The following is a 24,850-nucleotide window of genomic DNA, read 5'->3' as shown; positions in this document are numbered from 1 at the left end:
TGCCCGCATGCCCCCCGGTCGTCGGGGCGCTGCCCTATCAGTATGAACCACCCCCGGAGCGCGATGATCCTCCTACCCGGGCACATCCCGCTGGCCGAGCGTGGGCTCGGTCACTGTCCCGGCGGCGGTGTGGCGCAGGACGCGGCGTAGGGGCGGATTCAGCGCAAGCTGGGCGCCGGACGGCCGTCGTCGAGGGCCACGCAGTCGAAGAGCATCAGCACCTCACCCCGGATCAGGGTGTCCATCTTCTTGTCCGCGACTGCCGCGTAGAGCTTCGAGAGTCCGCCGGCGCCCGGCAGCAGCCAGTCGTGCGGTTCGATCATCAGGCAGGGGAACGACGACACCGCAGCCGGCGAGGCCCGGAACACCTCATCCTCGGCGCCTTCGATGTCGAGCTTGACGATCAACGGTTCGGCGTTGGGAACCCGCGCGATCAGCGACTCCAGCGTCTGCGAGGGCGTGGTGCCGCCGTCGGTCACCCAGTTGGCCCACGAGCCCACCTCTCGGTGGTTGAGCACGACACCGTCGCAGTGGCTCCACAGCGCGGCGCGCACGGCCTGGATGTTCGGATTGCCGGCGCAGTTGCGTTCGATCAGGTCGACACAGGCCGGGTCCGGTTCCACGGCCAACACCACGGCCTGCGGGAAGTGCTCGGCGAAGTAGAGGGCCGAATAGCCGACGTTGGCGCCGGCGTCGATGATCAGCGGCACCCGACCGGCCTGCACGGCTGCTTCGGCGGCGCGTTTCAACCGGTCCAACCAGAACGGCTGCAAGCCGTACTCGTTGCTGCTGAAGATCTGGGTCAGCACGAACGAGTCGCTGTCGGTGGGTCGCACGACCAGCCGGTGTGCACCGCACCGCACGGTCACCGGTTTGGTCGAACCGAGTAACCGGCGGGCCACCACGTTGGCCGCCGACAGCAGTCCGATGCTCTTGCCGAGCGCCAGGGTATGGCCAAGTTTTGCGCGCACAGTCTTGATCGTTCAGCTCCTCGGACGACACTTCGGACACGGCCTCGGCCGAGAAGATGTGCTAGCCCGAAGCTCCCGATTTCTAACAGAGCAGCGCGCTCCCCGCAATGCCTACGTCCTGGAATCCACGCAGCTCACGACGGGTTCGCAGATCCGTGCGCACCGCCCGCGGACGGTTCAGGACTGCCGATGCTCGAGCAGTCGCTCGACATACTTGGCGATCACGTCGACTTCCAGGTTGACGACGGTGCCCGGCCCGGCCTGGCCCAATGTGGTCAGCCCCAGCGTGGTCGGGATCAGCGACACCTCGAACCAGTGCTGACCATCCTCCACGCCGAGGCCAGAAACGGTCAGCGAGGTGCCGTCGACGGTGATCGATCCTTTTTCCACCACATACCGGGCCAACGCGTCCGGCAGCGTCAACCGCACCACTTCCCAGTGCTCCGAGGGGGTCCGGGTGAGCACCTGCGCGGTGCCGTCGACGTGGCCCTGCACGATGTGTCCGCCGAGTCGGCTGTTCACCGCCGCGGCGCGTTCCAGGTTCACCGGGGAGCCGGCCTCGAGTCCGCCCAGACTGGAGCGGTTCAGGGTTTCGGCCATCACGTCGGCGCTGAACTGCCCGTCGGGCAGCACCTCGACCACGGTCAGACACACTCCGTTGACCGCGATCGAATCACCGTGGCCGGCGTCGGCAGTCACCACCGGGCCGCGGATCACGAACCGCGCCGCGTCGGCGAGATCCTCCTTGCCGACCACCTGACCCAGTTCTTCGACGATTCCGGTGAACACAATCGACAAGGCTACGAGGTCACGGGGGTTGGGGCGGCACCGACCGGTCGTGGCGCGGCCGAGGGGTCTGCCACACCCTCTACGATGCAAGGCATGCAGCGCCGACTTCTGTCCCGCAAGTCCCTGTCCACCAAATTCTGTCTTCTCACCGCCGTGGCCGCGACCGCGTTGGTTGCCGGATGCTCCGGATCGGAGTCCGCCGTCGACGAGTCTCTGCCGGCCGGCTCCGAACTGCTGACCCAGTCCAGTGCCACCACCAAGAAGCTGACCAGCGCACACCTCGACATCGCCGTGGACGGCACCATCGACGGGTTGCCGGTGCAGACGCTGTCCGGCGATCTGACCAACGTGCCCAGCGTCGCCGTGCAGGGCCAGGCCACCATCACGTTGATGGGTCAGGCCGCCGATGTCGGACTCATCGTGATCGACGGCCGCTTGTACGGCGCGCTGACCCCAGGTCAGTGGTCGGACTTCGGGCCGGTCGGCGCAGCGATCGACTACGACCCCTCCACGATCCTGAACCCGGACACCGGTCTGGCCAACATGCTGGCCAACATCTCCGACCCGAAGTCGACCGGCACCGAGAAGATCGACGGCGTCGAGACGGTCAAGGTGACCGGTGCGGTCAGCCCGGAGGCCGCCAACAAGCTGCTCCCCCAGCTCGAGGCCACCGAACCGATCCCCAGCACCACCTGGATCGAGAAGGAAGGCGAGCACAATCTGGTGCGGGCCGAGATCAAACCGGGTGAGGACACCTCGATTCAGATCACGCTCTCGAACTGGAACGCGCCCGTCACCGTGACCAAGCCGCAAACGTGACCCGGCGCGGCACCAACCGCAGCGTCGCGATCAGCGCCGGCGGGCTGGCGGTCCTGCTCGGCGCAGTCGACACCTATGTGGTCGTCACGATCATGGTCGACATCATGCGCGACGTCGGCATCCCGGTGAACCAGCTGCAGCGGGTTGCGCCGATCATCACCGGCTATCTGCTCGGCTACATCGCGGCGATGCCGCTGCTGGGCCGCGCTTCCGACCGGTTCGGCCGCAAACTGGTGCTGCAGCTGGGCCTGGCCGGTTTCGCGATCGGATCAGTGGTGACCGCGATGGCGCCGGACCTGACCACCCTGGTGGTGGGCCGGGTCATCCAGGGCACCGCCAGCGGCGCGCTGCTGCCGGTGACCCTGGCGTTGGCCGCCGATCTGTGGGCCGCGCGCAACCGCGCCGCCATCCTGGGCGGCATCGGTGCCGCGCAGGAACTCGGCAGTGTGCTCGGTCCGCTCTACGGCGTCTTCATCGTGTGGCTGCTGCGGGACTGGCGGGACGTCTTCTGGATCAACATCCCGCTGACCGTGCTCGCGATGGTGATGATCCACTTCAGCCTGCCGTCGCACGAACGCGGCACCGGTCCGCGCGAACGCGTCGACATCATCGGCGGTGTGCTGCTGGCCATCGCGTTGGGGTTGGCGGTCATCGGTCTGTACAACCCGCAACCCGACGGCAAACAGGTGCTGCCGGAGTGGGGTCTGCCCATGGTGGGCGGCGCGGTCCTGGTGGCGATCGCGTTCTTCGTCTGGGAACGGTTCGCCAGGACCAAGTTGATCGAACCCGCCCAGGTGCACTTCACCCCGTTCCTGGCTGCGCTGGGCACCTCGATCTGCGCCGGCGCGGCGCTGATGGTGACGCTGGTCAACATCGAGTTGTTCGGCCAAGGTGTGTTGGGGCTCAACCAAACCGAGGCAGCACTGAAGCTGACCTGGTTCCTGGCCGCACTGCCGGTGGGCGCCGTCATCGGCGGTTTGATCGCAACCCGCGTCGGAGACCGCATCGTGGTTTTCGTCGGCATGTCGTTGGCCGGCTACGCCTATTGGTTGGTGTCGCATTGGCACACCGATGCGCTCGACGTCCGACACGATCTCGGGTTCGTCTCGCTGCCGGTGTTCGGAACCGATTTGATTTTGGCCGGACTCGGCCTGGGTTTGGTGATCGGACCGCTGACCTCCGCTGCGCTGCGGGTGGTGCCGCCGGCTCAGCACGGCATCGCGTCCTCGTTGGTGGTGGTGGCCCGGATGACCGGCATGCTGGTCGGTGTCGCGGCGCTGTCGGCTTGGGGACTGTACCGGTTCAATCAGCTGCTGGCCGAACAGCCCAAGCCGCCGGGCGGCAATCCGCTGGCGGTCGCCGAGGCGTTGAGACGCAACTACACCAACGCTTTTGCCGAGCAGTACGGCGAGATGTTCTTCATCACCATGGTGGTCTGCGTGATCGGTGCGGTGATCGGCTTGCTGATCGCCAGGCACGATCTGCACGTCGAGGGGCCGATCCCGGTCGGTGCCGCGACGGCGCCCGACGACGAAGCGGAGCGGCAGACAGCCGGCTGACCCTGCTGCAGTGCTGATTCCACCACCGCGGTCTCAGCCAGGCGGACAACGATGGAGGGATTCGTGGGGGCTCAGTCGCCGGGTCACTTCGGGCGCTACGAGTTGCTCGACCTGCTGGGCCGAGGCGGCATGGGTGATGTCTTTCGCGCTCGTGACAGCAGCACCGGGCGCATCGTCGCGGTCAAGTTGCTGCCCGCGCAGCTGGCCGAGAATCCCGAATTCCGGGAGCGTTTTCGTCGCGAGGCGCAGATCGCGGCAGCGCTGAACGACCCGCACATCGTCCCGATCCATCACTACGGGGAGATCGAGGGCCGCCTCTATGTGGAGATGCGGCTGGTGGATGGCCGCGACCTGAGCGCGGTGATCGGCGCCGAGGGCGCGCTGCCCCCGGATCGTGCAGTGGCGATCGTCGCACAGGCGGCTTCGGCCCTGGACTCCGCGCACCGGGCCGGGCTGGTGCACCGCGACGTCAAACCGGCCAACGTGTTGGTGACCACGCAGGATTTCGCCTACCTGATCGACTTCGGCATCGCCCGGGCCACCGACGCCGCCGCGTTGACCCAGACCGGACAGACGATGGGCACGTTCGCCTAGATGGCACCGGAGCGGTTCAGCGGTACCGCCGATCCCCGCGCCGACATCTACGCGCTGACCTGTGTGTTGCACGAATGCTTGACCGGGCTACGGCCCTTCCCGGGCGACAGCCTGGAACGACAGTTCGCGGTCACTTCCACTCGGCACCGCCGCGTCCGTCCCTCGCCGGTCCAGCCGTGCCCGCCGCCTTCGACCACGTCGTCGCGCGCGGAATGGCCAAGAACCCCGAGCACCGCTACCAGTCCGGGGCCGAATTGGCTGCCGCAGCCCGGGCTGCCCTCAGCGGCCAGCTCGCACTCGACACCCCTTCTGTCCCAACACAGTTCGCTGCACCACCGGATCCCACGGTACCCGCATCGGCGCACCCGTTCCGGCCGCCACCGTCCGGCGCCCGTCGCGGAAAGGCCTGGGCACTGACCGCTGGCGTCGTAGTCGTGGTGGCCGCACTGGGCACGGGACTGTTGCTGATCCGACCCAGCACCGACAACGTGGCAGAGTCGGCGACCACCAGCACCGAAGCGTCGAGCCCGGCAGCAGCGGCACCGAGTGCTACGACGCTTCTCGACGCGGCGGCATCGGCCACCAGGGCACTGGCCAGCGCGCAGCTGCGGATGGCAGTGGACGGGACGATCGAGGGCCTGCCGGTGCGGGCGCTGGACATGACCGTGACCAACCAGCCCACCCGGGCCGCGCAGGGCGGCTGGACCATGCAGATCACTGGCCAGTCCCTCGACGCCGAGGTGATACAGATCGACGGCACGATGTTCGCCCGACTGGATGAGGATCGGTTCTTCGATTTCGGACCGGTGGGCGACATCTTCGACGCCACGGTGTTGCTGGACCCGGACAGCGGGTTGGCCAACCTACTCGCCGAACTCGACGCCCCCGATCTGGAGCGCACCGAACGCATCGGCTCCGAGCGCACCGTCCGGATCGGCGGACACTCTGCCGCCGCCGACGTGCAGCGGCTGATACCGCAGTGGAACCTGCGCGAGGCAGTGCCGACCACGGTGTGGCTGCGCGAAGACTCGCCACATCAACTGGTCCGGATGGCGGTGCAGCAACCCGGCGTTGCTGGCATCCAGTTCGACGTGTCGGCGTGGGACGCCGCGGTGACGATCGCGCGACCATCGCCGTAGTGGGGAGGTCGATTATCCGCCGGCACAGCGGGTACCCGCTGTGCCATGAGCATTGATCTGAAGAACCGAACCATCGCCTTCCTGGTGGCGCCCGAGGGCGTCGAACAGGTCGAGTTGACCGAACCGTGGCAAGCGGTGCAAGACGCCGGCGGGCGGCCGGTGTTGGTGTCCACCGAGGTCGGCAAGGTGCAGGCCTTCAACCACCTGACGCCGGCCGACACCTTCGATGCCGACATCGCGGTGGGCGACGCCGACATAGCCGATTACGACGGGTTGCTGCTGCCCGGCGGGGTGGCCAATCCCGATCTGCTGCGCACCGACGACACCGCGGTTTCGTTCGCCAAGTCCTTCTTCGACGGCGGAAAGCCGGTTGCGGTGATCTGCCACGGTCCGTGGACGCTGGTCGAAGCCGATGTGCTGCGCGGTCGCACCCTGACCTCGTGGCCGAGCGTGCGCACCGACATCGTCAACGCCGGCGGAAACTGGGTGGATCAGGAAGTCAGCGTCTGCTCTGCAGGCCCGAACACGCTGGTGTCGAGCCGGCGCCCCGATGACCTGCCGGCATTCTGCGATGCCGCGCTGAAAGCCTTTGCCGCACAGTGACTATCCGCGATCACTCATAGCTTGCTCACCCGCACCCAGTCGACCAGCATGGTGACCGGGAACCCAGTGGTGTCGTCCGCCGGCCCCGGCCACTCGCCGCCGACCGCAAGGTTCAGCAGCAGGAAGAACGGCGCATCGAAGACCCACTGGGCGCCCGGTTCGAGATTGAACGGCGTCACGGTCATCAGCGTGACGCCGTCGACGCCGGTGACGATCCGCTCCGGGGTGCGCTCCACCCAGTAGGTGCGGAATTCACCCGCCAACTGAAACGGTGCCGGACCGCTGGCCATGATCTGTTGCCCGCGCGCCGTTCCGGGCTGCGGGGCGTGCACAGCCGTGTGGTATTCGGCGGCGTCGTTGAGCGTCTCGATGACGTCGATCTCACCCGACTCGGGCCAGCCGACGGTGTCGACGTTGGCGCCGAGCAGCCAAAACGCGGGGTGCAACCCAGTCCCGGCCGGCAACGCGATACGCGCCTCGGCACGGCCCGTGACGAAGTCGAAGGCGCCCTTGGTGGAGATCCGTGCCGAGGTGATCACCCCGGCGTCGTCGCGGCGTGCGGTGATGGCCAGATGCCCATCACCGTCGAGTGCGAGGTTGGCCGGGTCAGCGGAATAGACCTGCACCTCGTTGTTGCCCCAACCGCCACCACCTGTGTCGGGGTGCCAGGCGCCGGGCGGCAGGGCACCTGCCGGCCCGTCGAAATCATCAGTGAACAACCAGGTTTCACCCGGATCGGCGTGCCCGAGGAGTGTCGGCAGCGAACATCCGGCGACCAGCAGACCGGCGGCGACCACGCTAAGCCGGCGGAACAGCTGCCGTCGGCGGCCCGGTCCGCGCCTCACGGCTTGGCCTCTTCGAGTTCGGCAATGACCACGGTGCTCGATCCGGCGACACTCATGCCGACTTGGTCGTTCGGGCGCGGGGCTGAGGGACACGATCATGACTCCGGAGGCGGGGTGGGACGCGAAGTTGCGCGTCGATGTCGCTGACTCGGTACAAATCAAGGTTAGCCTAACCTCTGTCTGATGAGGTGTCGCATCCGGGTGTCGACCTCGGACAGCGCGGCCTCGACTCGTTCCGGGGCGAACGTCGTGCTGTGAAACTCGGCGGTGAGCCCGAGGTTTCCCGACATCGAGGTCGACGTGACCGTGATGCCCTCGGGGCCGGCCGGATCGCTCGCGATGATCAAGTAGGCGCGGTCGTGATCAACGAACGGCCATCGCTCGGCGTGCTCGGGCGGACTGACGTTGGAGTGCAGGAGTTGCACTCGCGGATGTTCGGGGCGGTGCTGAATCCGTGCTGGGTCCCGACGGCGCGCGGCGACCGTCTTGGCCGTTCCGGCTAGCAGATTGGCCACCGGCCGCCCGGAGCGCGACGCGCGGTCCAGATCGGCCTGGAGCGCGGCGGGGCCGCCTGCGGGCGTCAGGGTGAAGTCCAGGCCGGCGGTGAATGAGCCGAGCGTGTCCGATCCCGGGCGCAGGTAGCGCCGAACGTCGAACGGAAGTTTGACGGTCTCGCAGATCGGGAGGCCGGCCGCGGCGAAGCCCTCCCAGAGCGCATAGGTGCACAGTGACACCAGGCCGACCTGCAGCCGGGCTTCATCGCGGAGCCTGCGTAACTCCCCGACCGAATCGGCCGGGATCTGAATGAAATGTGCTGTCGGCGAAGGCACAACTGGAACCGTGCGCTCGCCGCGAGTGTCTGCACCCGACTGCGGCGTGCGACGGTGCAGATAGTCGGCCAGCACGGCCGGCAGGCGACGAGGATCGGTGCCGAAGGTGCGCACTGCGGCCCGCAACAGCGGCCGGGAGCCACGCAGGTAGGGATCGAGCAGCTTCGGGTCCCGGGGGTCGATGACCCCCAGCAACGCATCGAGCACCAGGAACACGAAGGAGACCTCGCCGAGTCCGTGGCAGAAATCGATGGCCAATTGGTCGCCGGCGCAGAGGATCCGGACGCCGTCGCGCACCGGGTCGGCATGCATGGCGCGCACCAGCGGCACTACGTCGGTCAGCGGGGCGCCGGCCGGCAAGGCATCGGCGACCCCGATCACCGCCTCTGCGTCGATCGCGGAGGTGCGCCAGCGGGAGGTGTGGGTCGAGGGTTCCAAGCACAATCGTGTCAACGGCCCGCGCTGTGCCAGTGCACGGTAGCGGTCGACGAGTTCGTCTCGTGGCGGCAGTTCGAGCGGGCCGAGCACGAAGGTGGATCGGCGTTGGCTGTGTGCCAAGTCGAGCGTTGCGACGCGAAAGCGTTCAGGTGTGTGCCCACGGGTCATCGTCGGGTGCATGCCGCCTCAACTGTCACGACCGGGAGCTGCACGGTGTGCGGCTGCGCGTGGCCCGGCGGGGCGTTAACGAGAATCATTGCAGCGTAACAGTTTCAGCGTAGCCGGATGGCCCCCACGCGCCGCGCAGGGGCCATCCGTAGCACCGAGGTGCTAGTCGTCGCTACCGGAGTCGGGCTCGCTGGAGTCAGACTTGGTGCTCGTCGACGCTTCCTTCTTGCTCTTCGACGGAGTTGCCTTGGCCGGCTTCGCCGAAGACGGCTTCTGGTCCGCAGTGCGGGACCCGCCGGTGTCGGCCTTGCTAGCGTCGACCTTGCTTGCGTCGGACTTCGTCTTGCCCAACTTGGCGGCAATCTTGTCCTTCAGCGACTTCGGCTTCGCCTTCGTCCTGTCGGCTGCCGGGGTGGCCCCGGCGTCGGCCTTGGTTTCGGCCTTGGTGTCGGCAGCAGGCGTGCTGACGGCTGCGGGCGCGCTCTCCGTTTCAGCCTCCGCGGCAACCGGCGTGAGCTTGGCCGAGTCGCTGTCGATGTCCGTCTTGGTGTGCGCGACGGTGCTGTCCTCGGCCTCGGTGGTGGTATCGGTCAGCGGGGCGGCTGCTGGCGTGTCGCCTTCGGTCGCACCCTGCGGTGTGCCCTTGGCCTCGACCGCGGTGGCGACCTTGGACAGAGCCGACGCCGCCCCCAACTCGGCCGGATCCACGGACAGGGGAAGCAGATTCGCGCCGGTGTCGGTTGAGGTGATCTCCGACAGCACCAACGGCTCGGTCCCGGCCACGGCCTCAGCGGTCTCGAGCGTCGGTGCTGGCGCGAAGCCCAGCGACGCCAGGAACTTATCGCGCGGCGTGGTGAGCGCCCAGGTGATCTCCCGAGGCAGCGTGAAGATGAGGTGCTCCACGGTGCCCTTCTGCGTGAGAACACCCGACCAGTCCCAGTTCATGCCTTCTTCTGCGGCCACCCGCGGAGTATGGCCGTTTAGGAAGGCATCGACCGTGTAAGCGGGGAGGTTCAGCACCTCGCTGGCCAGGGTGTCCCATTCACGACTCTGGCCTGCCGCATAGATGTCGTCCAGGCCCTCGGTGAACCGCATGTTCGCGGTGATGAATGGTGTCATCAGGGCCTCGGTGAGGCTCCCCAGGGCGTTGTGCCCCTTGCCGTTGATCAGTGCATCCACCACATTGGCCAGCCGATCGGCGCCCAGGGTGGCGAGCATGTCGCCGGGAATCGCGAGGATCTCCAACAACGGCCAGGCGCCGCCACCGAGGCTCCACAGGAAGTACTGGTTGAACTCGGCGTAGGCGTAGTTGAACTGCCCGTTCTGCACGTAGTTGACGACGTTCTGGGCCATCTCGGTGAAGCCTTCGAGGCCGGCCGGGGTGTCGGTGTTGTCCGGGCCGGTCTGGCCGCCTTCCTGGGCGGCCGCAAGCGCCGCCTGGATCGTCTCGCCGTATGCCGGCAGTTTCGCGACGAGCGCTTGCCAGCCCTCGGCATTCGTGAAGACGCCGGCCAACTCTTGGAGCATGGTCGGCGCGCTGTCGACCGATTCTTGGAACAGCGTCGGGTACAGGGTGCCGGCGTAGTTGAACCCGTACTCGAGGTGTCCGGCAGAGGTGGTGAGGGTGTCTTGCCACACCTCGAGCGGGTTCGCGAAGGCGGCCAACTGGACCGCCCGAGCTTGTGCAGCGGCCATCGCCGGAACAGAGGACGTCGCCGGAGTGACGGCTATCAGGGACGCGCCGGCCAGCGCGACGCCGGCCACCAGGACCTTCTGGCGGGCCGGTCCGGAACGCGTTGCCTCAGAAGGGGGTTGCGGATGTTGATGGGCGCGGAGGGCCAACTCCATGATGCTCCTGCTTGGTAGTAGAGGGGGGTCAATGGCGCAATGCCGTCTGAAGATTACCTGAGGCTAACCTTAAAGAGCAAGGCTTATCTATTTGCTATAGAGCGCTGACGGCGGGCCGTGCGGCCGAGCTGGCACCCCGAATGTTCGGTGCGCGTGCTGGTTCGAGCGGCCAGCGTCGCCGGCCTCGTACTCAGCGAATATCCGTTTGCTCCAGGGCTATTGCAGACAGCACAGAATCGTCGAAGCCACAGACGGGAGCCCGGTGCAGCCCGTCGCGACTTTCACCCGACTCCGAGCGAGTGAGTCCCGTCGGCTTCGTATGAGTTTGCTGTAAGGATACTTGCGTTCACAACAAACTAGCGTGAACCGCTCAGCAAGTGGGGGCTACCCCATGTGAGATACACAACAGTGGGATGTCGCCACGCGAACCGGCGGCGAAGTGTGCGAGTCGTGCTCGCCAGGTGAATAGCCGTACCCTGCACCAACTTTGGGCGGTCGAGGGTAGGTATTGCACGGCTCCAGGCGATCTGTTAGGACATCGGCGTGATCGAGTCGCCGATGCCCAGAGGTTGTTCCAGTGGGCTTCCGGGTAACCCCTGTTCTCGGTCACGGGCCCCGACTGGATGGTCAGTCGCGGGCGATGACGCGGGCCTTGACGGCCTTGTGCTCGCGCCGCTCCTGGTCGATCGTGCGCAACACGCGCCAGCCGTCACTGAAGGCATTGAGGTTGCTGCGGCCATGGATGCGCTCGCGCTCATAGCTGCCGACTTCGCGGATCAGCAAGCCACTGCGGGCAATTCGAACGTTGATCACCGTCTCGACCTCGAAGCCGTCGCCCCACTGCGGTTCGGCGAGGTCGGTAGGCGGAAGGTCCAGCGTGGACAACGCATGCCGCCAGAAGGCGTTGTAGCCGTAACACAGGTCGGTGAACGAGGTTTTGAAGATCCGGTTGACCAACCAGTTCAGCCCCCAGTTGCCCAACCGGCGGAACCTGGTGATGTCGTCGCTGCCACCGCCATGCGAAAACCGGCTGCCCTTGGCCAGATCGGCCCCCTCGGTCAAGGCCCGTACGAACAACGGAATCTCGGCCGGATCGGTGGAGCCGTCGGCGTCGATCATCACCAGGATGTCTCCGGTGGCGGCCTCGAACCCGCAGGCCAGCGCATTGCCCTTGCCGGAACGAGTTTGTCGCAGCACCAAGGCTTCTGGCCACAGCGCGCGGGCCACCTCCATGGTGTCATCCACCGAACCGCCGTCGACCACCACGATCTGATCCACCGGTGGCATCCGCTCGGCAACGTGCGGCAGGTTGCGCGCCTCGTTGAGCGCCGGGATGATCACCGTCACCGTCGGACGATTACCGCCCCCGTGCCCGGTTGGCTGTCCGTTGGGCACCTGCGGCATGCCGTCACCAGCATCTTCAGCGAAGTCAGCATCGGTAGCGTCAAGGGCGCGGTCGGGAGCCAGTTCAGTCACGGGGGATCGATCTCTTTCTCGCGTCTCTTTGACCAAAACGGATGTCGTCTCGGCCCGGACAGACTCGGCGCGATTCGTCTGAACCTGCGCTCGTACCGGTACGCTAGTACAACCTGAGGCTAGCCTTGCCTCTACGTTAGGCACCGTGACCATCATCACATTTAGGTCACCCTTTGCTTAACAGTAGGCTGGCGCGAGGCAGCGCTGAGAACGCCGTTCCGGGTCGCTGAGGCGGCTGCCACTCCCCCGTCCGATCGCGAGAAGAGTTTCCGAATTGCGTTGCCAAGTAGCCATTATCGGTGCCGGCCCAGCCGGCCTGAGTTTGGCGCACATGCTGCATCTTCAGGGCATCGACACGGTCGTCGTCGAGCACCGCTCGCGCGATTACGTGCAGCAACGGGTGCGTGCCGGGGTACTCGAACAGGTCAGTGTGGACTTACTAATCGAGATCGGGGTGGGCGCCCGCCTGCAGGCCAACGCGCTGGTGCACGACGGCTTCTACATCCGCTTCGACCGCACCACCTACCACCTCGACTTCCACGCCCGATCCGGACGGCACAGCTATGTCTACGGCCAATCCGAAGTGGTACATGACCTCATCGAGGCGCGCCTGGCAACCGGCCGTCAGCTGGTGTTCGGCGCCCAGGACGTGACGGTCACCGGCATCGACTCCGACCGACCCAGCGTGCACTTCACATCCGACGGGCAAACTCACCGAATAGAAGCCGATTTCGTCGCCGGCTGTGACGGCGGCCAGGGCATCTGTCGCACCTTGCCGCCCCCGGGAGCACTGAGGCATTACACCCGCAGCTACCCGTTCGCCTGGTTGGGCATCCTGGCGCACAGCACACCAGTCACCGCGGAGGGCATGTATTGCGCTCACCCGGACGGCCTTTCGGTGCACAGCATGCGCGGGCCGCACATCACCCGGCAATACCTGCAGGTACCCGCCGATACCGACCTACGGGAGTGGTCGGATGAACGGATCTGGAAGGAACTGCTGCGCCGCAGCGAATCCGACGATCACCCGCCGCTGCAGACCGGTGAGATCTTCGACCGCAGCCTGGCCCAGCTGCGCAGCGAGGTCACCGAGCCGATGCAATACCGGAACCTGTTCCTGCTCGGCGATGCCGCCCACATCGTGCCGCCCACCGGCGCCAAGGGCCTCAATCTCGCGCTCTCGGATGCCTGTGTGCTGTCGCACGCGTTGGGCGCTTTCTATCGCAGCGGGCAGCGCACCTATCTTGATGACTACAGCGTGACGGCATTGCCGAGAGTCTGGCAGGCGCAGAACTTCTCGGCGACGCTCACCTCTGTGCTGCACCGGTTGAGCGACGACCCGTTGGACTACCGTCTGCGCCGGGCGCGACTGGAGCGCTGGGCCACTTCGCAGGCGGAGCAGGATGCGTTGGGCGAGGTGTACTTCGGGTTGCCGTTCCCTACACCCTGGCGGTTCGAGTGACAACCCCACACCCGCCGACGTACGTTACTTCTCAGGTAATCATTAGGCTAGCCTGGCCTAATTCCTAACTGGTGTCCTTTGATCGGAGAGTCCATGTTCGAAAACCGCGCCTGGCTTCGACGCGGCGACACCGGTAAACGAATTCGGCTGTCGCGCATCTTCAATCCGCACAGTGCCCGCGCACTGGTGGTGCCGATGGACCATTCGGTCACGATCGGCCCGCTGGGCAAGGCCGACCACGCCAACCGCACCGTGGCCATGCTCGCGGCGGCGGGCGCCGATGCCGTGGTGGTGCACAAGGGCCGCGCCCGCTCGATCGATCCGGTGCACTTCACCGAGATGGGGTTGATCATCCACCTGTCGGCCGGTACCGAACTCGCGCTGGACCGCACCGGCAAGGTGCTGGTCGGCACCGTCGAGGAATGCCTGCGGGCCGGTGCCGACGCGGTCAGCGTGCATGTGAACGTCGGATCCCCCACCGAGGCCGCACAATTGAACGACCTCGGCGCCGTGGCCTCGGCCTGCGATGCGTTGGGTATCCCGCTGCTGGCGATGATGTACGCACGTGGTCCGCACATCGAGTCGGGGACCCCGCTGGTCGAGACGCTGGCCCACCTCGGCGCGATCGCGACCGATCTCGGCGCCGATATCGTGAAGCTGGACTACGCCGGCAGCCCGGCCGCCATGAACGAAGTGGTGGACTCCTGCCCGTTGCCGATCCTGGTGGCCGGCGGCCCCGCCGGCAGCGACGACGACGCTGCCGTCGCCTACGGCAGTGAGGTTGCCGAATCCGGGGTTGCCGGACTGAGTTTCGGCCGGCTCATCTTCGAGGCCGACCAACCCGATCGGGTGGCATCCGAACTGTCCCGCAGGCTGCACGACGGCCGCTCGGCGATCTCCCGACCGCTGAGTTCCACCCTTGAATCCGCCTGATCCGTCGCATCTGCACCACCGAGGACCTCGCCAATGACCGAACTCACCGAACCCGTCGCTGACGGCACCAGCCCGCCGGCACGGCACGTCGGGGTGGACGTCGTACTCTGCTGCTTCACCTTCGCCCGCCGGGAACAGGTGCTCGCGGCCGTGGATTCAGCGCTGGCCCAGACCCTGCCCGGTGAACGGGTGATCGTCGTGGTCGACCACAACGACGAGCTGCAGGCTGATCTTGCCGCCGTCATCGGCGACCGCGTCACCTTGAGCAGCAACGTCTTCGAGCAGGGCGTCTCCGGCGCCCGCAACACCGGCACCGAAATCGCCGACCACGACGTCGTCGTGTTCATCGATGACGACGCAGCCCTGCAGGAAGGTGCGCTGGCGGCGGTCCGGACCGCCTTCACCGATGAGTCCGTGGTGTCGATCGGTGGTGCCATCGATCCCGATTGGGCCAACGGTGCGCCGCCCCGCTGGTTCCCCGCCGAGTTCGGTTGGGTGATCGGCTGCGACTACCGCGGTCTGCCCGATCATGGTGGGCCGCTGCGGAATCCCATCGGGGCCGCCATGGCGGTGCGCCGCGAGGCGCTGCACCGGATCAACGGTTTCTCCAGCGACCTGGGCCGGTTCGGCGCCTTTCCCACCGGCTGCGAGGAAACCCACATGGGGGTGCGTCTGCAACGGGCGTTTCCCGATCACCGGATCATCCGGAACACCGGATTCCGGGTCAGCCACCACGTTCCCGCGAACCGCGCCACCACCCGGTACTTCTTCCGGCGATGTTTCCAGGAAGGCCGCTCCAAGGCCATCTTGACCCGGATGTCCGGCCAGCGCGATGCGCTGTCCAGCGAACGCAGCTACACCATCAAGACCCTCACCTCGGGTCTGTGGCTGTCCCTGCACCGGCCATCCCGTGCCGCCGCGCTGGTATGCGGATTCGTACTCACCTGCGCGGGCTTCGCACTGGGTCTGGTGCAGGCGTCCCTGCTCGGCAGAACCAGCGTGGTGGACGTCGACGGGCCACGACAGGATCACGTTCGATGATCAGGTTCTTGACCGTCCTTCCCCAGCCCCGAACCGCCATGGTGGCTGCGCTGTTGACGCTCTGTTACTTCGCCGCCGAATGGGTGGTCGCGGCCACCTGGCGCGGCCACTACAGCTACCGCGACGACCGGATCGGCCCGCTGGGCGTGCCGTTCTGCGGCATCGGGGGCAACTGGCCGTGCAGCGCGCTGTACCCGGCCCTCGACGTCGCGATAGTGATCACCGGGCTTGCGATCACCACGGTGGCGCTGTCCTGGATGCTGAGTCGTTCGGTCGCGGCCGCGCACGGCTTTCTGCTCGCTGTCGCCGGTGTCGGCTTCGCCCTCTCGGGAGCCTTCACCGAGCAGGTCAGCTTCCCCACCTACGCCACCGCGCTGTCGGTGTTCAAGGTGCTCGGCCCGATCGCAATACTGCTGATCGGTGTCTCCCGCACGACTCGACTTCCGCACGCCGCCAAGCGATTCGCTGCGCTGGCCGGGCTTGCCGGCATCGTCTCCGATTTCGTCTACTCCGGACACTTCACGACCATGCTCGGCCCCGGCGGGACCGAGCGCGTGACGGTGTACTCGATCATCCTGGCGGTGATCGTGCTGGCTGTCTCGGGCCGACGCAGGCAGACCGTTGCCGATCCCCCGCCCGGGGCCGCAGTACCCGAACTGCAGGACGCCGAGGCCCGATGACTGGCACCACGAATGAGGAATCCCTGATGATCCGCGACCTTTCCCCCGCGATGCCGACCAACGGTGTGCCCGACGGCAGCCCACACTCACGCTGGGTGGGCTGGCTGCAGATCACGGCCGACGACCGCGCTCGCGGCCAGGCGGTGGTGCGCCCGATCGGTGCCGATCAGTACCGGAAGGCGCGGATCCTGCTGCGCGACGACCTGGATCCGCTCGAGTTCGCCGAAGCGGACATCGTCGACGGCACCGTCACACTGCCGATCCCGCAGCGCTCGGCCGCCCCGGCGGCCGATGACACAGCGCCGCTGCCCATTTCGGTGGTCGTCTGCACCCGGGACCGACCGCGCGACCTGGCCGATGCGCTTGCCTCGATCACAGCCCTGGACTACCCGGAGTTCGAGGTGGTGGTGGTTGACAATGCGCCACCCGACGACGGCACCGCGCAGGTGATCAGCACGCTTGCCGATCCGCGCGTGCGCCGCGTCGTCGAACCGGTGCCCGGCTTGTCCAATGCCCGCAATACCGGCCTGCGCGCTGCCCGGCACGAAATCGTGGCCTTCACCGACGACGACGTGGTGGTCGACCCGCATTGGTTGCGTGCGCTGGCCAGGGCGTTCACCCGGCATCCGGATGCTTCGTGCATCTGCGGCATGGTGCCCAGCGGTGAGCTGCGCACCGCTGCACAGGCCTACTTCGACCAGCGGGTGTCCTGGGCAGACTCACTCGAGCCCTGCCGTTTCTCGATGGACGAGCCGCCGGTCGACGTTCCGCTGTTCCCGTTCCAGGTGGGCCGCTACGGCACCGGCGCCAACTTCGCCATCAAACGGACCCGGGCCATCGAGATGGGTGGATTCGACGAGGCGTTGGGCGCCGGTTCACCGACCCTGGGCGGCGAGGACATCGACATGTTCTACCAACTGGTCAAAGCCGGCGACGTGTTGGTCAATGATCCCGCCTCGATCGTCTGGCACCGGCATCGTGCCGAGGCATCGACGCTGTTGCAGCAGGCCAAGGGCTACGGTGTGGGACTCGGCGCGTGGGGCGCCAAGGTCATGCTCGACCGTGGCGGTCGCCGATTGGTCTTCAGCGTCGCCCGGAACCGCTTCCGCGACACCGTGGACCGCAGCCTCGCCTACGGAGCCATCGCCGCGCCGCAACGCGATTTCACCGGCCTGGTGCCCCGCCGCGTGGGCAGCACCGAGGTGCTGTCCGTACTGGGCGGCCCGTGGGCGCTCTGGCGCGGGCGACGCGAAGGACGACGCGCCAGGCCGCTCGCCGGAATCACCGCCGGCACACCTGATCTTCCCCGCACCGGGGCGTGAGACGAGCACGATTGAGCACCGTCATCAGTCCAGCCGAGACCGTGCCGGCGTTCGACTCCCCGGTCGAACCTGACACCGATCTGCTGAGCACCCCGACTGGCTCCCAACAGAGCCGCCGACTGGTCCCGGCCCGACCGGCAGACCTGGCTGTCGGCGGCGCGCTACTGGGACTGATCGCGCTGATCCCGCTGCCGCCGTGGCTCGGTGCGCTCTTCCTGGCCGGGTTCATTGCCGTCGCACCCGGTGCTGCGATCCTGAGTTGGATCGACATTCCCACCCGCGGGCGCGCCGGGGTGACCTTGGCGCTCGGAATGGCGACGGTGACCATCGTGACCGTCGGTGCCATGTGGTCCTATCGGTGGAATCCCGAGGGAATCCTGGTGGTCTGTATCGTCGCGGTGCTCGGTAGCAGCACCGCGTGGTATCGCCGAAACGGCTGGCCCGACAAAGCCGCGGTGGCGCTGATCCCGAGGCCGGCGAAAGTCGCTGTGGGCCGGCCCAATCCCTCGGTCATACTGAGCATCGCTGCGCTGGTGATGTGGGCGGCCAGTGTGCCCGGACTTCCCGGGGCCGACGCGAGCCTCTACGGCCTGCTGTTCTCCGGAACCGGACCGATCCTCGGCGTGGCCATCATGCTGACAACGGTTGCATTCGCCTTGGCGATCCGCGCCGGCCAGTTGCCCGCCGCATTGCTGGCCCTCAGCGCCGCGATCGCGGTCTCCCGTGGCACCACGTTCGTTGCCACCGAAGTACCGCTCTACGACTGGACCTACAAACACATCGCGGTCGTGGACTACATCCAGCAGCACGGCCAGATCATGCCGCCGGACACCGACATCTACGGCAACTGGCCGGCATTCTTCGTCGCCATGGCGTGGTTCTGCGAGATCACCGGCCTGACGCCGGTGGCCCTGGCCCACGTGTGGGCCCCGGTCATCCACATCCTCATCGCGGTTGCCGCCTACAGCGCAGCACGAGCATTCGGTTTCACCCCCAGAGTCGCAATCACCGTGGCCTTCGTCATCGAGATCGTGAATTGGGTTGGACAGGACTACTTTTCACCGCAGTCCTGGGCTCTGGTCATGGCCATCGGGCTGCTGACGCTGCTGATCGAATCCCGCAAGCATCGAGTGGCCGGCATCCTCGCGCTGCTCCCCTTTCTCGCGATCGTGCCCAGTCATCAGTTGACGCCGTACTGGCTCTTGATGATCATCACCGTGCTGGTGGTCACCAAGCGGGTCCGGCCCTGGTGGATCGTGCTGGCGATGGCCCTGATTGCCGGCGGATACCTGCTGAGGAATCTGGATGCGGTGGCCCCCTACGGGTTGTTCTCCACCTCCAGCCCGGTGAAGAACGCAGAGAACAATCTGGCCGACGCGGTGGGCACCCCAGCCAGCTGGTTCACCTCCGCGGTGTGTCGCGGGTTTTCGGCCACGGTGTATCTATCCGCGTTCGGGGCCGCGTGCTGGCTGCGCAAACACCGCCGAGCGGTGCTGGTTGGGGCCATCCTGGCGTTCTGCCCCCTGGCGCTGCTCTTGGGTATGGACTACGGCGGCGAAGCCATCTTCCGCGTCTACCTGTACAGCCTGCTCGGCCTGGGATTCATCATCGCCCCGCCCTTGGTTCGGGCACTCACCCGGCCACCCGGCCGGGCCCTCGGTCTGCCCGCAGTCGCCGCGACCTGCTGGCTGGCCGTCATCTCGCTGGCCAGTCTGAATTCGTATGTGGCGCTGTGGCCATTCGTGTACGAAACCAAGTCACAGGTTGAGTTGATGCAGAAGTTCACCGCGGGTATACAACCGGGCACTCGCATCATGATGTTGCATCCCACCGGTATGCCGACCCGGGTCGGTGCCGCGTACGCCGAACAGACCTTGCGATTTTCGAACTTCGACAAACCGATCAGTATGGACGTGGGTGTACAGCGAGCGATATTCCCAACCAAAGAGCAGCTGGGCAACCTGGAATGGAATGTCGAACAGCATCCCTTCGATACCTACATCATCTTCAGCGAGCAGTCCCGCCGGGCCATCGAGTACTACCGCCGGATCCGACCCGAAGGGGCGGTCGAATTCCAGCAGTATCTCAACGCCTCGCCCATGTGGGAGGCCATATACCGCAACGGTGAAACCGTCATCTTCCGGCATACCGGATCCGGCAAGAACGCCGCGCAGTGGGTTGCACCGGAGAACAAGGACACGCTGGACATCGGGGGCTGGACCCCGAAACAGTAAAAGGCGTGTACGGCAAGCATTTCGAATCACATTCATCATCTACGAGGACACAGAATATGAGCGACGTATCCGACATCGTTACCGACAGCATCACCCCCGCCGTGGGCGAGGGCGAGGGCCGACGCGAAGAGCACTTCGCCTGGATCGATCTGCGCGGGGTCCCGGAACAGCTGCGAGATGCCGTGGTGCAGGCGGCCATTCACCATCGGGTCGACGGGATCGTGTCCGACGACCTGGTGTTGCTCAGCGACCTGCCACCGACCATCCGTCGCGTGCTGGCGCTCACCGCAGGCAACGAGCCCGACGAGTTGGCGGAGTTCACCGTCGATGTGGTGCTGTCCGACCGCGCCGACCAGGCCGTCTCGGCCCAGATCGGCCAGGCCGAGTGGGGATCCGAACTCGTCGTCTCCGATGCCCGCACCCTGCAAAAGGCATGCGAGGCAGTACGTGTGGTGCCGTGGACCATCCTCACGTTCACCGATCCGACCAAGATCCCGCTGGAGATCGTGATCGCCGCTGCCGAGAACTCCGACGGACGCACCGTCACGGTCGTCAACGACATCACCGACGCAGAGATCGTCAAGCTCGTCCTGGAACACGGATCCGACGGACTGCTGCTGACCCCCACCGGCCCCGACGACGTGGCCACCCTGGCCCGGGTGGTGTCGCTTCGACACGACAGCATTCCCCTGGTCGAACTCGTGGTCACCGGTGTGGAACACATCGGCATGGGTGATCGCGCCTGCATCGACACCTGCTCGCTGCTGGAGACCGACGAGGGTTGCCTGATCGGTTCCTTCGCCAGCGGTATGTTCCTGTCCTGCAGCGAAACCCACCCGCTGCCCTACATGCCCACCCGGCCCTTCCGGTGGAACGCCGGGGCGGTGCACTCCTACGTGCTGGTGCCCGACAACCGCACCCGTTACGTTTCCGAACTGCGCGCCGGCCAACCGATCCTGGCCATTCGCAGCGACGGCACCGCACGCGAGGTGCGGATCGGTCGGGTGAAGATCGAACGTCGCCCGCTGCTGTCCATCACCGCCACCTCACCTGACGGCGCGACGGTCAACGTGATCACCCAGGACGACTGGCATGTTCGGCTGCTCGGCCCGGGTGGCACCGTCAACAACGTCACCGAACTGAAAGCCGGCGACCGGCTGCTCGGTTGCGTTCCCTCCGAATCGCGGCACGTCGGCCTGCCCATCACTGAGTTCTGTGACGAACGCTGAACCCAGGTCCGCAGCGGCGCGGCAATCCTGGCTGCGCGGTCGGGCGCTGGAGGTCGACATCTTGGCGGTCATCGCTTCCAGCGCCGCGACCGGAGTCCTCGGATTCATCTTCTGGACGGTGGCCGCGCGGGGCTACAGCACCGCCGAGGTCGGCCGGGCATCGGCCATCATCTCCTCGGCGGCCACGACGGCCACCCTGGCCACCCTGAGTCTGGGCAGCCTGTACGAACGCTTCCTCCCGGTGGCGGGCCGGGATTCGCGACGGCACGTCCGCTCCGGGCTGGCCGTGGTGGTGAGCGCCGCCCTGCTGTTCGGCGCGGTGTTCATCGTCGTCGGTCCACGCTCCCAACTCTTTCCTGATCTCACCGAGATGCTGCTGTTTCCCGGGTTCGTGGCGATCCTGGCCATCTTCGCGGTCCAGGATCAGATCCTGATCGGGCTGGGCCGGACCCGAGTCATCCTCACCAAGAACGTCAGCCAGTCGATCATCAAACTGATTGCCGTCGCGGCACTCATCCCGCTGGCCACCGGTTCGGCGATCGTGTGGTCGTGGATGCTGCCGGCAGCGGTGATCGCGGCGGTGGTGGCTCTTCGCGTGATCACGCCGGTCAGCCGCCGTCACGATGGCGTTCCCGATCTGCCACCCACCCGGTCGCTGGTGCAGTTCTTCGCCAGTTCGTGTGCCATCAACGCAGTCTTGGTGATGGTCCCGCTGGTGGTGCCGCTGATCATCGTGGCGCGGCTCGGCACCGAGATGAACGCCTACTACTCGATGTGCTGGTTGCTGGTCAGCACCATCGGTGTGCTGATCGGCGCCACCGCCGCTCCGTTCGTCGCCACCGCATCGGCACCCGGTGCCGACCTGCGCGCCTGCACCCTGCGATTCACCGTAATGTGTACGGCTGCTGCGTTACTCGGCGCCGGGGGGCTGTTACTGGCCGGCCCTACGGTGCTGTCCATAATGGGGCCGGATTACGCCGAGGAGGGGGGCCGCCTGATCAGGGTGATGGCGCTGACCCTCCCGATGTTGGGGGTGCTGAACATCTATACCGCAATGGCCCGGCTTCGACGCCGACTCAGAGGCGCGGTCGCCGTGCAGTTCCTGGCCGCCGTCCTGATTGTCGTCGGGGTCAGCTACACCACCCCGATCTGGGGCATCGACGCCGTCGGATACGCCTATCTGGGCGCCGAGTTGGTCGCCGCCGGCATCGTTGTGGTGCCGACCATCCGGCACGTCCGTCGCGCGCTGCGCAGTTCCGCACCGCAGCCATCCGCCGCACCGGCGGCGGCGGATCAACCGCAGTACACCGAAAGCCCACTTCGATTCGACTCGGTGGCAACGCAGTTCGCCGCAATCGCCCGGGAGCAGCCAGAGCGCATCGCGGTACGCACCGCCGACGAAGCGATCAGCTACGGCGCCCTCGAGACCGCCAGCCGCCGCTGGGCCGCGAAGATATCGGAGTCCGGCGACGAGCACGCGGTCCTGCTGTCGGCCGGCCTGTCGCCGGCGACCGTGAGCGCGGTGCTCGGAGTGTTCAACTCGACCGCCGTCCTGGTCGCCGTCGACCCCGGACTGCCGGTGCAGCGGGTGCAGAACATCATCGGCATCCTCACCGCGAACGGCCGGCGCGCCGACACCCTGCTGACCGACGATCCGCACGGCGAACTCGCCGCCGCGCTGACCCCCGCCTGTGATGTCCAGAACGTCTCGATCACGCCGCCCGACGCTGCCGGCGCCCCGGCTCCGGTGGCCGGCTGGGACGATCTGACCAGCATCCAGTTCACGTCGGGCTCGTCCGGCGCGCCGAAGGCGGTACTGCACGGCAATGGGATGTGGTTGTGCGACGCCGAGGTGATGGCCAGCCGGTTCGGTATCAGTGCGGGCCGACGGGTGGCGCTGTGCATGCCGATCAGCTTTGGCGCCGGCCTCAATGTGCTGGTCGGTTCACTGCTCAACGGCGCCGAGGTGATCGCGGTCGACCCCCGTTCCGAACACACCCGGGCCGCCTTCGAACGCATCGGTGACAGCGGGGCCGAAGTCCTGGTGGCGACGCCGGCGTTTCTGGACGCGCTGGCCTCCGCTGCGCGCGGAGACCAACTGCCCAATCTGGCACGCGTGGTCACCACCGGCGAAGCCGCCTACACCCGACACGTGGAGTACTCCCGCGCACTGGCGCCCCGCGCGGTGTTCACCAACTGGGTGGGTTCCTCGGAAGCCAGTTCCATCGCGACCTACGACGTCGCCCCCGGTGCCGACATCCCCGACGGTGCCATCCCAGCTGGAATCCCCTCGCCGCACAAGCAGATCGACATCGACGACGCCGGCGTGATCACGGTGAGCTCCCGCTATCTGGCGCTGGGCTACCTGGATCCGTTCGCGGCCTCGAGCCGCTTCGTGTTCAACGCCGACGGCACCCGATCGTTCCTCGGAGGCGACCTCGGCCGCCGAGACGGCGGCGGCAATCTGATCCTGCTCGGCCGCGCGGACACCGCCGTCAAGGTGCGCGGATATCTGGTGGAGCCGGCCGAGATCGAAGCGGCGCTGTTGCGCTACCCGGAGGTGCGCGAAGCCATCGTGGTGGTCGGCCCCCGGCTGGGTGCCGGAGACGACACCGAGCCGCGGCTGGCGGGTTACCTGGCGCCCCAGCCGGACGTCCGAACCCCCTCCATCGCCGCGATCCGCAGCCGGTTGCACCGCGACCTGCCGGCCTGGATGGTGCCGACGGATCTGGTCATCCTGCCGGAGCTGCCCCGTACCGAACGGGGGAAGGTCGACCGTCAGGCGTTGCCGGTGCCGACCCGGGCAGCCTCGGAGCCACCGCGCGGCAAGCTGGAGTCGACGATCGCGGCGATCTGGTGCGAGGTGCTCCGGCTCGCCGAAGTCGGACGCACCGAGAGTTTCTACGCCCTCGGTGGCGACTCGCTGGCGGTCACCGACATGCTCAACCGGGTCGGAGGCGCCCACGGTGTCCGGCTGTCGCATGCGGATCTGGCCAGTGCCCCCACTGTCGCCCAGTTCGCCAGTACCGTGACCGCCCGAACCTCGGCCCGGGTTCCCGAGCACCGGCAGACGCTGGCACCCACCACGGTGCCGATCCGCGCGGTCGAGCCCGATCGACGTGCCGGTCCGGTGCTGTTCTGCTTCACCGGCGCGGGCGCCTCGGCGTTGTCGTTCGTTCCGCTGGCCGACCAGATGAGCTCCGCGACCGCGGTGCATGCGTTCATTCCGCACGGGCTGGAGAATCGCGGCGTGCCGGATTGGACCGTGGCCCGCGCGGCCCGCAGGCACCTGACCGATCTGCGCCGACTGCAGCCCACCGGACCCTATCGGCTGCTGGGTCACTCGTTGGGCTGCTACATCGCCCTCGACGTCGCCCGACGACTCGAAAGCGACGGCGAGACCGTCGAATTGGTGACGCTGCTGGATCCCTTCCTGCCGCCCGCGGTGATCCGTGCCGCCCGCCGGGAGGATCCGACGATCGGTGCGCGCACCGGTGCGCCGGTGAACGCCACGCCGACGACCCGCCGGGACCTGTGGCGACGCCGGATCCTGTTACCCACCGCCGGGCTGGTTCAGTACCGCGGCCAGCGGCAGTCGCAGGCTCTGGAGGAGGTAGGCGTCCGGGTCGGCAAGATGCATCACCCGCAGCCGTGGTCCGGCCGTGTCCTGCTGGTCCTGAGCTACCTGAACCCCGCGAAGCCGGAACTGTGGCGTCGGATCCTGACCGGCGAGCTGCACACCGAAACCCTGTCCTGCGACCACAATTCGATCCTGCGGGAACCGTATGTGTCCGCGGTGGCCGAGTTCATGGCCGACCACGATGCCGCCGCAGGTGAGGATCTGGTCGAGAGCCAGGGCGTCGGGTAGCT

General features: G+C 67.0%; 19 protein-coding genes. 13 read left to right on the top strand and 6 right to left on the bottom strand.

Translation table 11 applies throughout. The features are described 5' to 3' along the window. Nucleotides 1–158: 158 nt before the first annotated feature. Both AC5Y3P_RS02715 and AC5Y3P_RS02710 read right to left on the bottom strand, forming a co-directional pair. Nucleotides 159–971 carry an FkbM family methyltransferase gene (locus tag AC5Y3P_RS02715; protein ID WP_500044362.1) on the bottom strand — a complete coding sequence of 271 codons (813 nt, stop codon included), beginning with the start codon at nt 969–971 and terminating at the stop codon, nt 159–161. A 177-nt stretch (nt 972–1,148) separates the two neighbouring features. Continuing rightward, nucleotides 1,149–1,760, bottom strand: a complete 612-nt coding sequence (locus tag AC5Y3P_RS02710; protein WP_500044361.1) for a riboflavin synthase — start codon at nt 1,758–1,760, stop codon at nt 1,149–1,151. 93 nt (nt 1,761–1,853) lie between these two features. On the opposite strand from AC5Y3P_RS02710, the gene AC5Y3P_RS02705 reads away from it, so the two are divergent. The 5 genes from AC5Y3P_RS02705 to AC5Y3P_RS02685 all read left to right on the top strand — a co-directional run bounded on the left by AC5Y3P_RS02705 (nt 1,854) and on the right by AC5Y3P_RS02685 (nt 6,474). Continuing rightward, entirely contained in the window at nt 1,854–2,579 is a 726-nt protein-coding gene (locus AC5Y3P_RS02705) for an LppX_LprAFG lipoprotein (protein WP_500044360.1), read from the top strand. After that, nucleotides 2,576–4,138 (top strand): MFS transporter, encoded by a 1,563-nt coding sequence (locus tag AC5Y3P_RS02700; protein WP_500044359.1) that lies wholly within the window; start codon nt 2,576–2,578, stop codon nt 4,136–4,138. Before AC5Y3P_RS02705 ends, AC5Y3P_RS02700 begins: the two co-directional genes overlap by 4 nt. Nucleotides 4,139–4,201: 63 nt before the next feature. Further along, nucleotides 4,202–4,732: a serine/threonine-protein kinase gene (locus AC5Y3P_RS02695; RefSeq protein ID WP_500044358.1), complete on the top strand. Its 531-nt coding sequence runs from the start codon at nt 4,202–4,204 to the stop codon at nt 4,730–4,732. Between the two features lie 176 nt (nt 4,733–4,908). Next, nucleotides 4,909–5,871 carry an LppX_LprAFG lipoprotein gene (locus AC5Y3P_RS02690; RefSeq protein ID WP_500044357.1) on the top strand — a complete coding sequence of 321 codons (963 nt, stop codon included), beginning with the start codon at nt 4,909–4,911 and terminating at the stop codon, nt 5,869–5,871. A 45-nt stretch (nt 5,872–5,916) separates the two neighbouring features. Beyond that, nucleotides 5,917–6,474 carry a type 1 glutamine amidotransferase domain-containing protein gene (locus AC5Y3P_RS02685; protein ID WP_500044356.1) on the top strand — a complete coding sequence of 186 codons (558 nt, stop codon included), beginning with the start codon at nt 5,917–5,919 and terminating at the stop codon, nt 6,472–6,474. Nucleotides 6,475–6,488: 14 nt separating this feature from the next. On the opposite strand, the gene AC5Y3P_RS02680 is transcribed toward AC5Y3P_RS02685, so the two are convergent. From AC5Y3P_RS02680 to AC5Y3P_RS02665, 4 genes are all read right to left on the bottom strand, one after another. Continuing rightward, nucleotides 6,489–7,319 (bottom strand): glycoside hydrolase family 16 protein, encoded by an 831-nt coding sequence (locus tag AC5Y3P_RS02680; RefSeq protein ID WP_500044355.1) that lies wholly within the window; start codon nt 7,317–7,319, stop codon nt 6,489–6,491. Nucleotides 7,320–7,483: 164 nt separating this feature from the next. Further along, the gene (locus AC5Y3P_RS02675) at nt 7,484–8,446 is read right to left on the bottom strand and encodes a hypothetical protein (RefSeq protein WP_500044354.1); all 963 of its coding nucleotides are present in this window, start codon (nt 8,444–8,446) and stop codon (nt 7,484–7,486) included. Nucleotides 8,447–8,917: 471 nt separating this feature from the next. Further along, entirely contained in the window at nt 8,918–10,603 is a 1,686-nt protein-coding gene (locus AC5Y3P_RS02670; RefSeq protein ID WP_500044353.1) for a hypothetical protein, read from the bottom strand. Nucleotides 10,604–11,230: 627 nt separating this feature from the next. Continuing rightward, nucleotides 11,231–12,007: a glycosyltransferase family 2 protein gene (locus tag AC5Y3P_RS02665; protein WP_500044549.1), complete on the bottom strand. Its 777-nt coding sequence runs from the start codon at nt 12,005–12,007 to the stop codon at nt 11,231–11,233. Between the two features lie 346 nt (nt 12,008–12,353). Between AC5Y3P_RS02665 and AC5Y3P_RS02660 the strand changes: the two genes are divergently transcribed. The 8 genes from AC5Y3P_RS02660 (at nt 12,354) to AC5Y3P_RS02625 (ending at nt 24,848) form a co-directional block, all read left to right on the top strand. Next, nucleotides 12,354–13,541: a 4-hydroxybenzoate 3-monooxygenase gene (locus AC5Y3P_RS02660; protein WP_500044352.1), complete on the top strand. Its 1,188-nt coding sequence runs from the start codon at nt 12,354–12,356 to the stop codon at nt 13,539–13,541. Nucleotides 13,542–13,634: 93 nt separating this feature from the next. After that, nucleotides 13,635–14,474 (top strand): 2-amino-3,7-dideoxy-D-threo-hept-6-ulosonate synthase, encoded by an 840-nt coding sequence (locus tag AC5Y3P_RS02655; protein WP_500044351.1) that lies wholly within the window; start codon nt 13,635–13,637, stop codon nt 14,472–14,474. Between the two features lie 33 nt (nt 14,475–14,507). Beyond that, nucleotides 14,508–15,515 (top strand): glycosyltransferase family 2 protein, encoded by a 1,008-nt coding sequence (locus tag AC5Y3P_RS02650; protein WP_500044350.1) that lies wholly within the window; start codon nt 14,508–14,510, stop codon nt 15,513–15,515. Next, nucleotides 15,512–16,195, top strand: coding sequence for a hypothetical protein (locus AC5Y3P_RS02645; RefSeq protein ID WP_500044349.1), 684 nt, complete (start codon nt 15,512–15,514; stop codon nt 16,193–16,195). Before AC5Y3P_RS02650 ends, AC5Y3P_RS02645 begins: the two co-directional genes overlap by 4 nt. Continuing rightward, a complete protein-coding gene (locus AC5Y3P_RS02640; protein ID WP_500044348.1) occupies nt 16,192–17,517 on the top strand; it encodes a glycosyltransferase family 2 protein in 1,326 nt (441 codons plus the stop codon). The genes AC5Y3P_RS02645 and AC5Y3P_RS02640 overlap by 4 nt, the downstream gene beginning before the upstream one ends. Before the next feature lie 11 nt (nt 17,518–17,528). Beyond that, entirely contained in the window at nt 17,529–19,751 is a 2,223-nt protein-coding gene (locus AC5Y3P_RS02635; RefSeq protein WP_500044347.1) for a hypothetical protein, read from the top strand. A gap of 56 nt (nt 19,752–19,807) precedes the next feature. After that, nucleotides 19,808–20,980: a 3-dehydroquinate synthase II family protein gene (locus tag AC5Y3P_RS02630; RefSeq protein WP_500044346.1), complete on the top strand. Its 1,173-nt coding sequence runs from the start codon at nt 19,808–19,810 to the stop codon at nt 20,978–20,980. After that, nucleotides 20,967–24,848, top strand: a complete 3,882-nt coding sequence (locus AC5Y3P_RS02625; protein ID WP_500044345.1) for a lipopolysaccharide biosynthesis protein — start codon at nt 20,967–20,969, stop codon at nt 24,846–24,848. The genes AC5Y3P_RS02630 and AC5Y3P_RS02625 overlap by 14 nt, the downstream gene beginning before the upstream one ends. Nucleotides 24,849–24,850 lie beyond the last annotated feature (2 nt).

The organism is Mycobacterium sp. NGS45, assembly GCF_059812645.1.
This window is presented reverse-complemented; position numbering and strand designations above follow the sequence as displayed.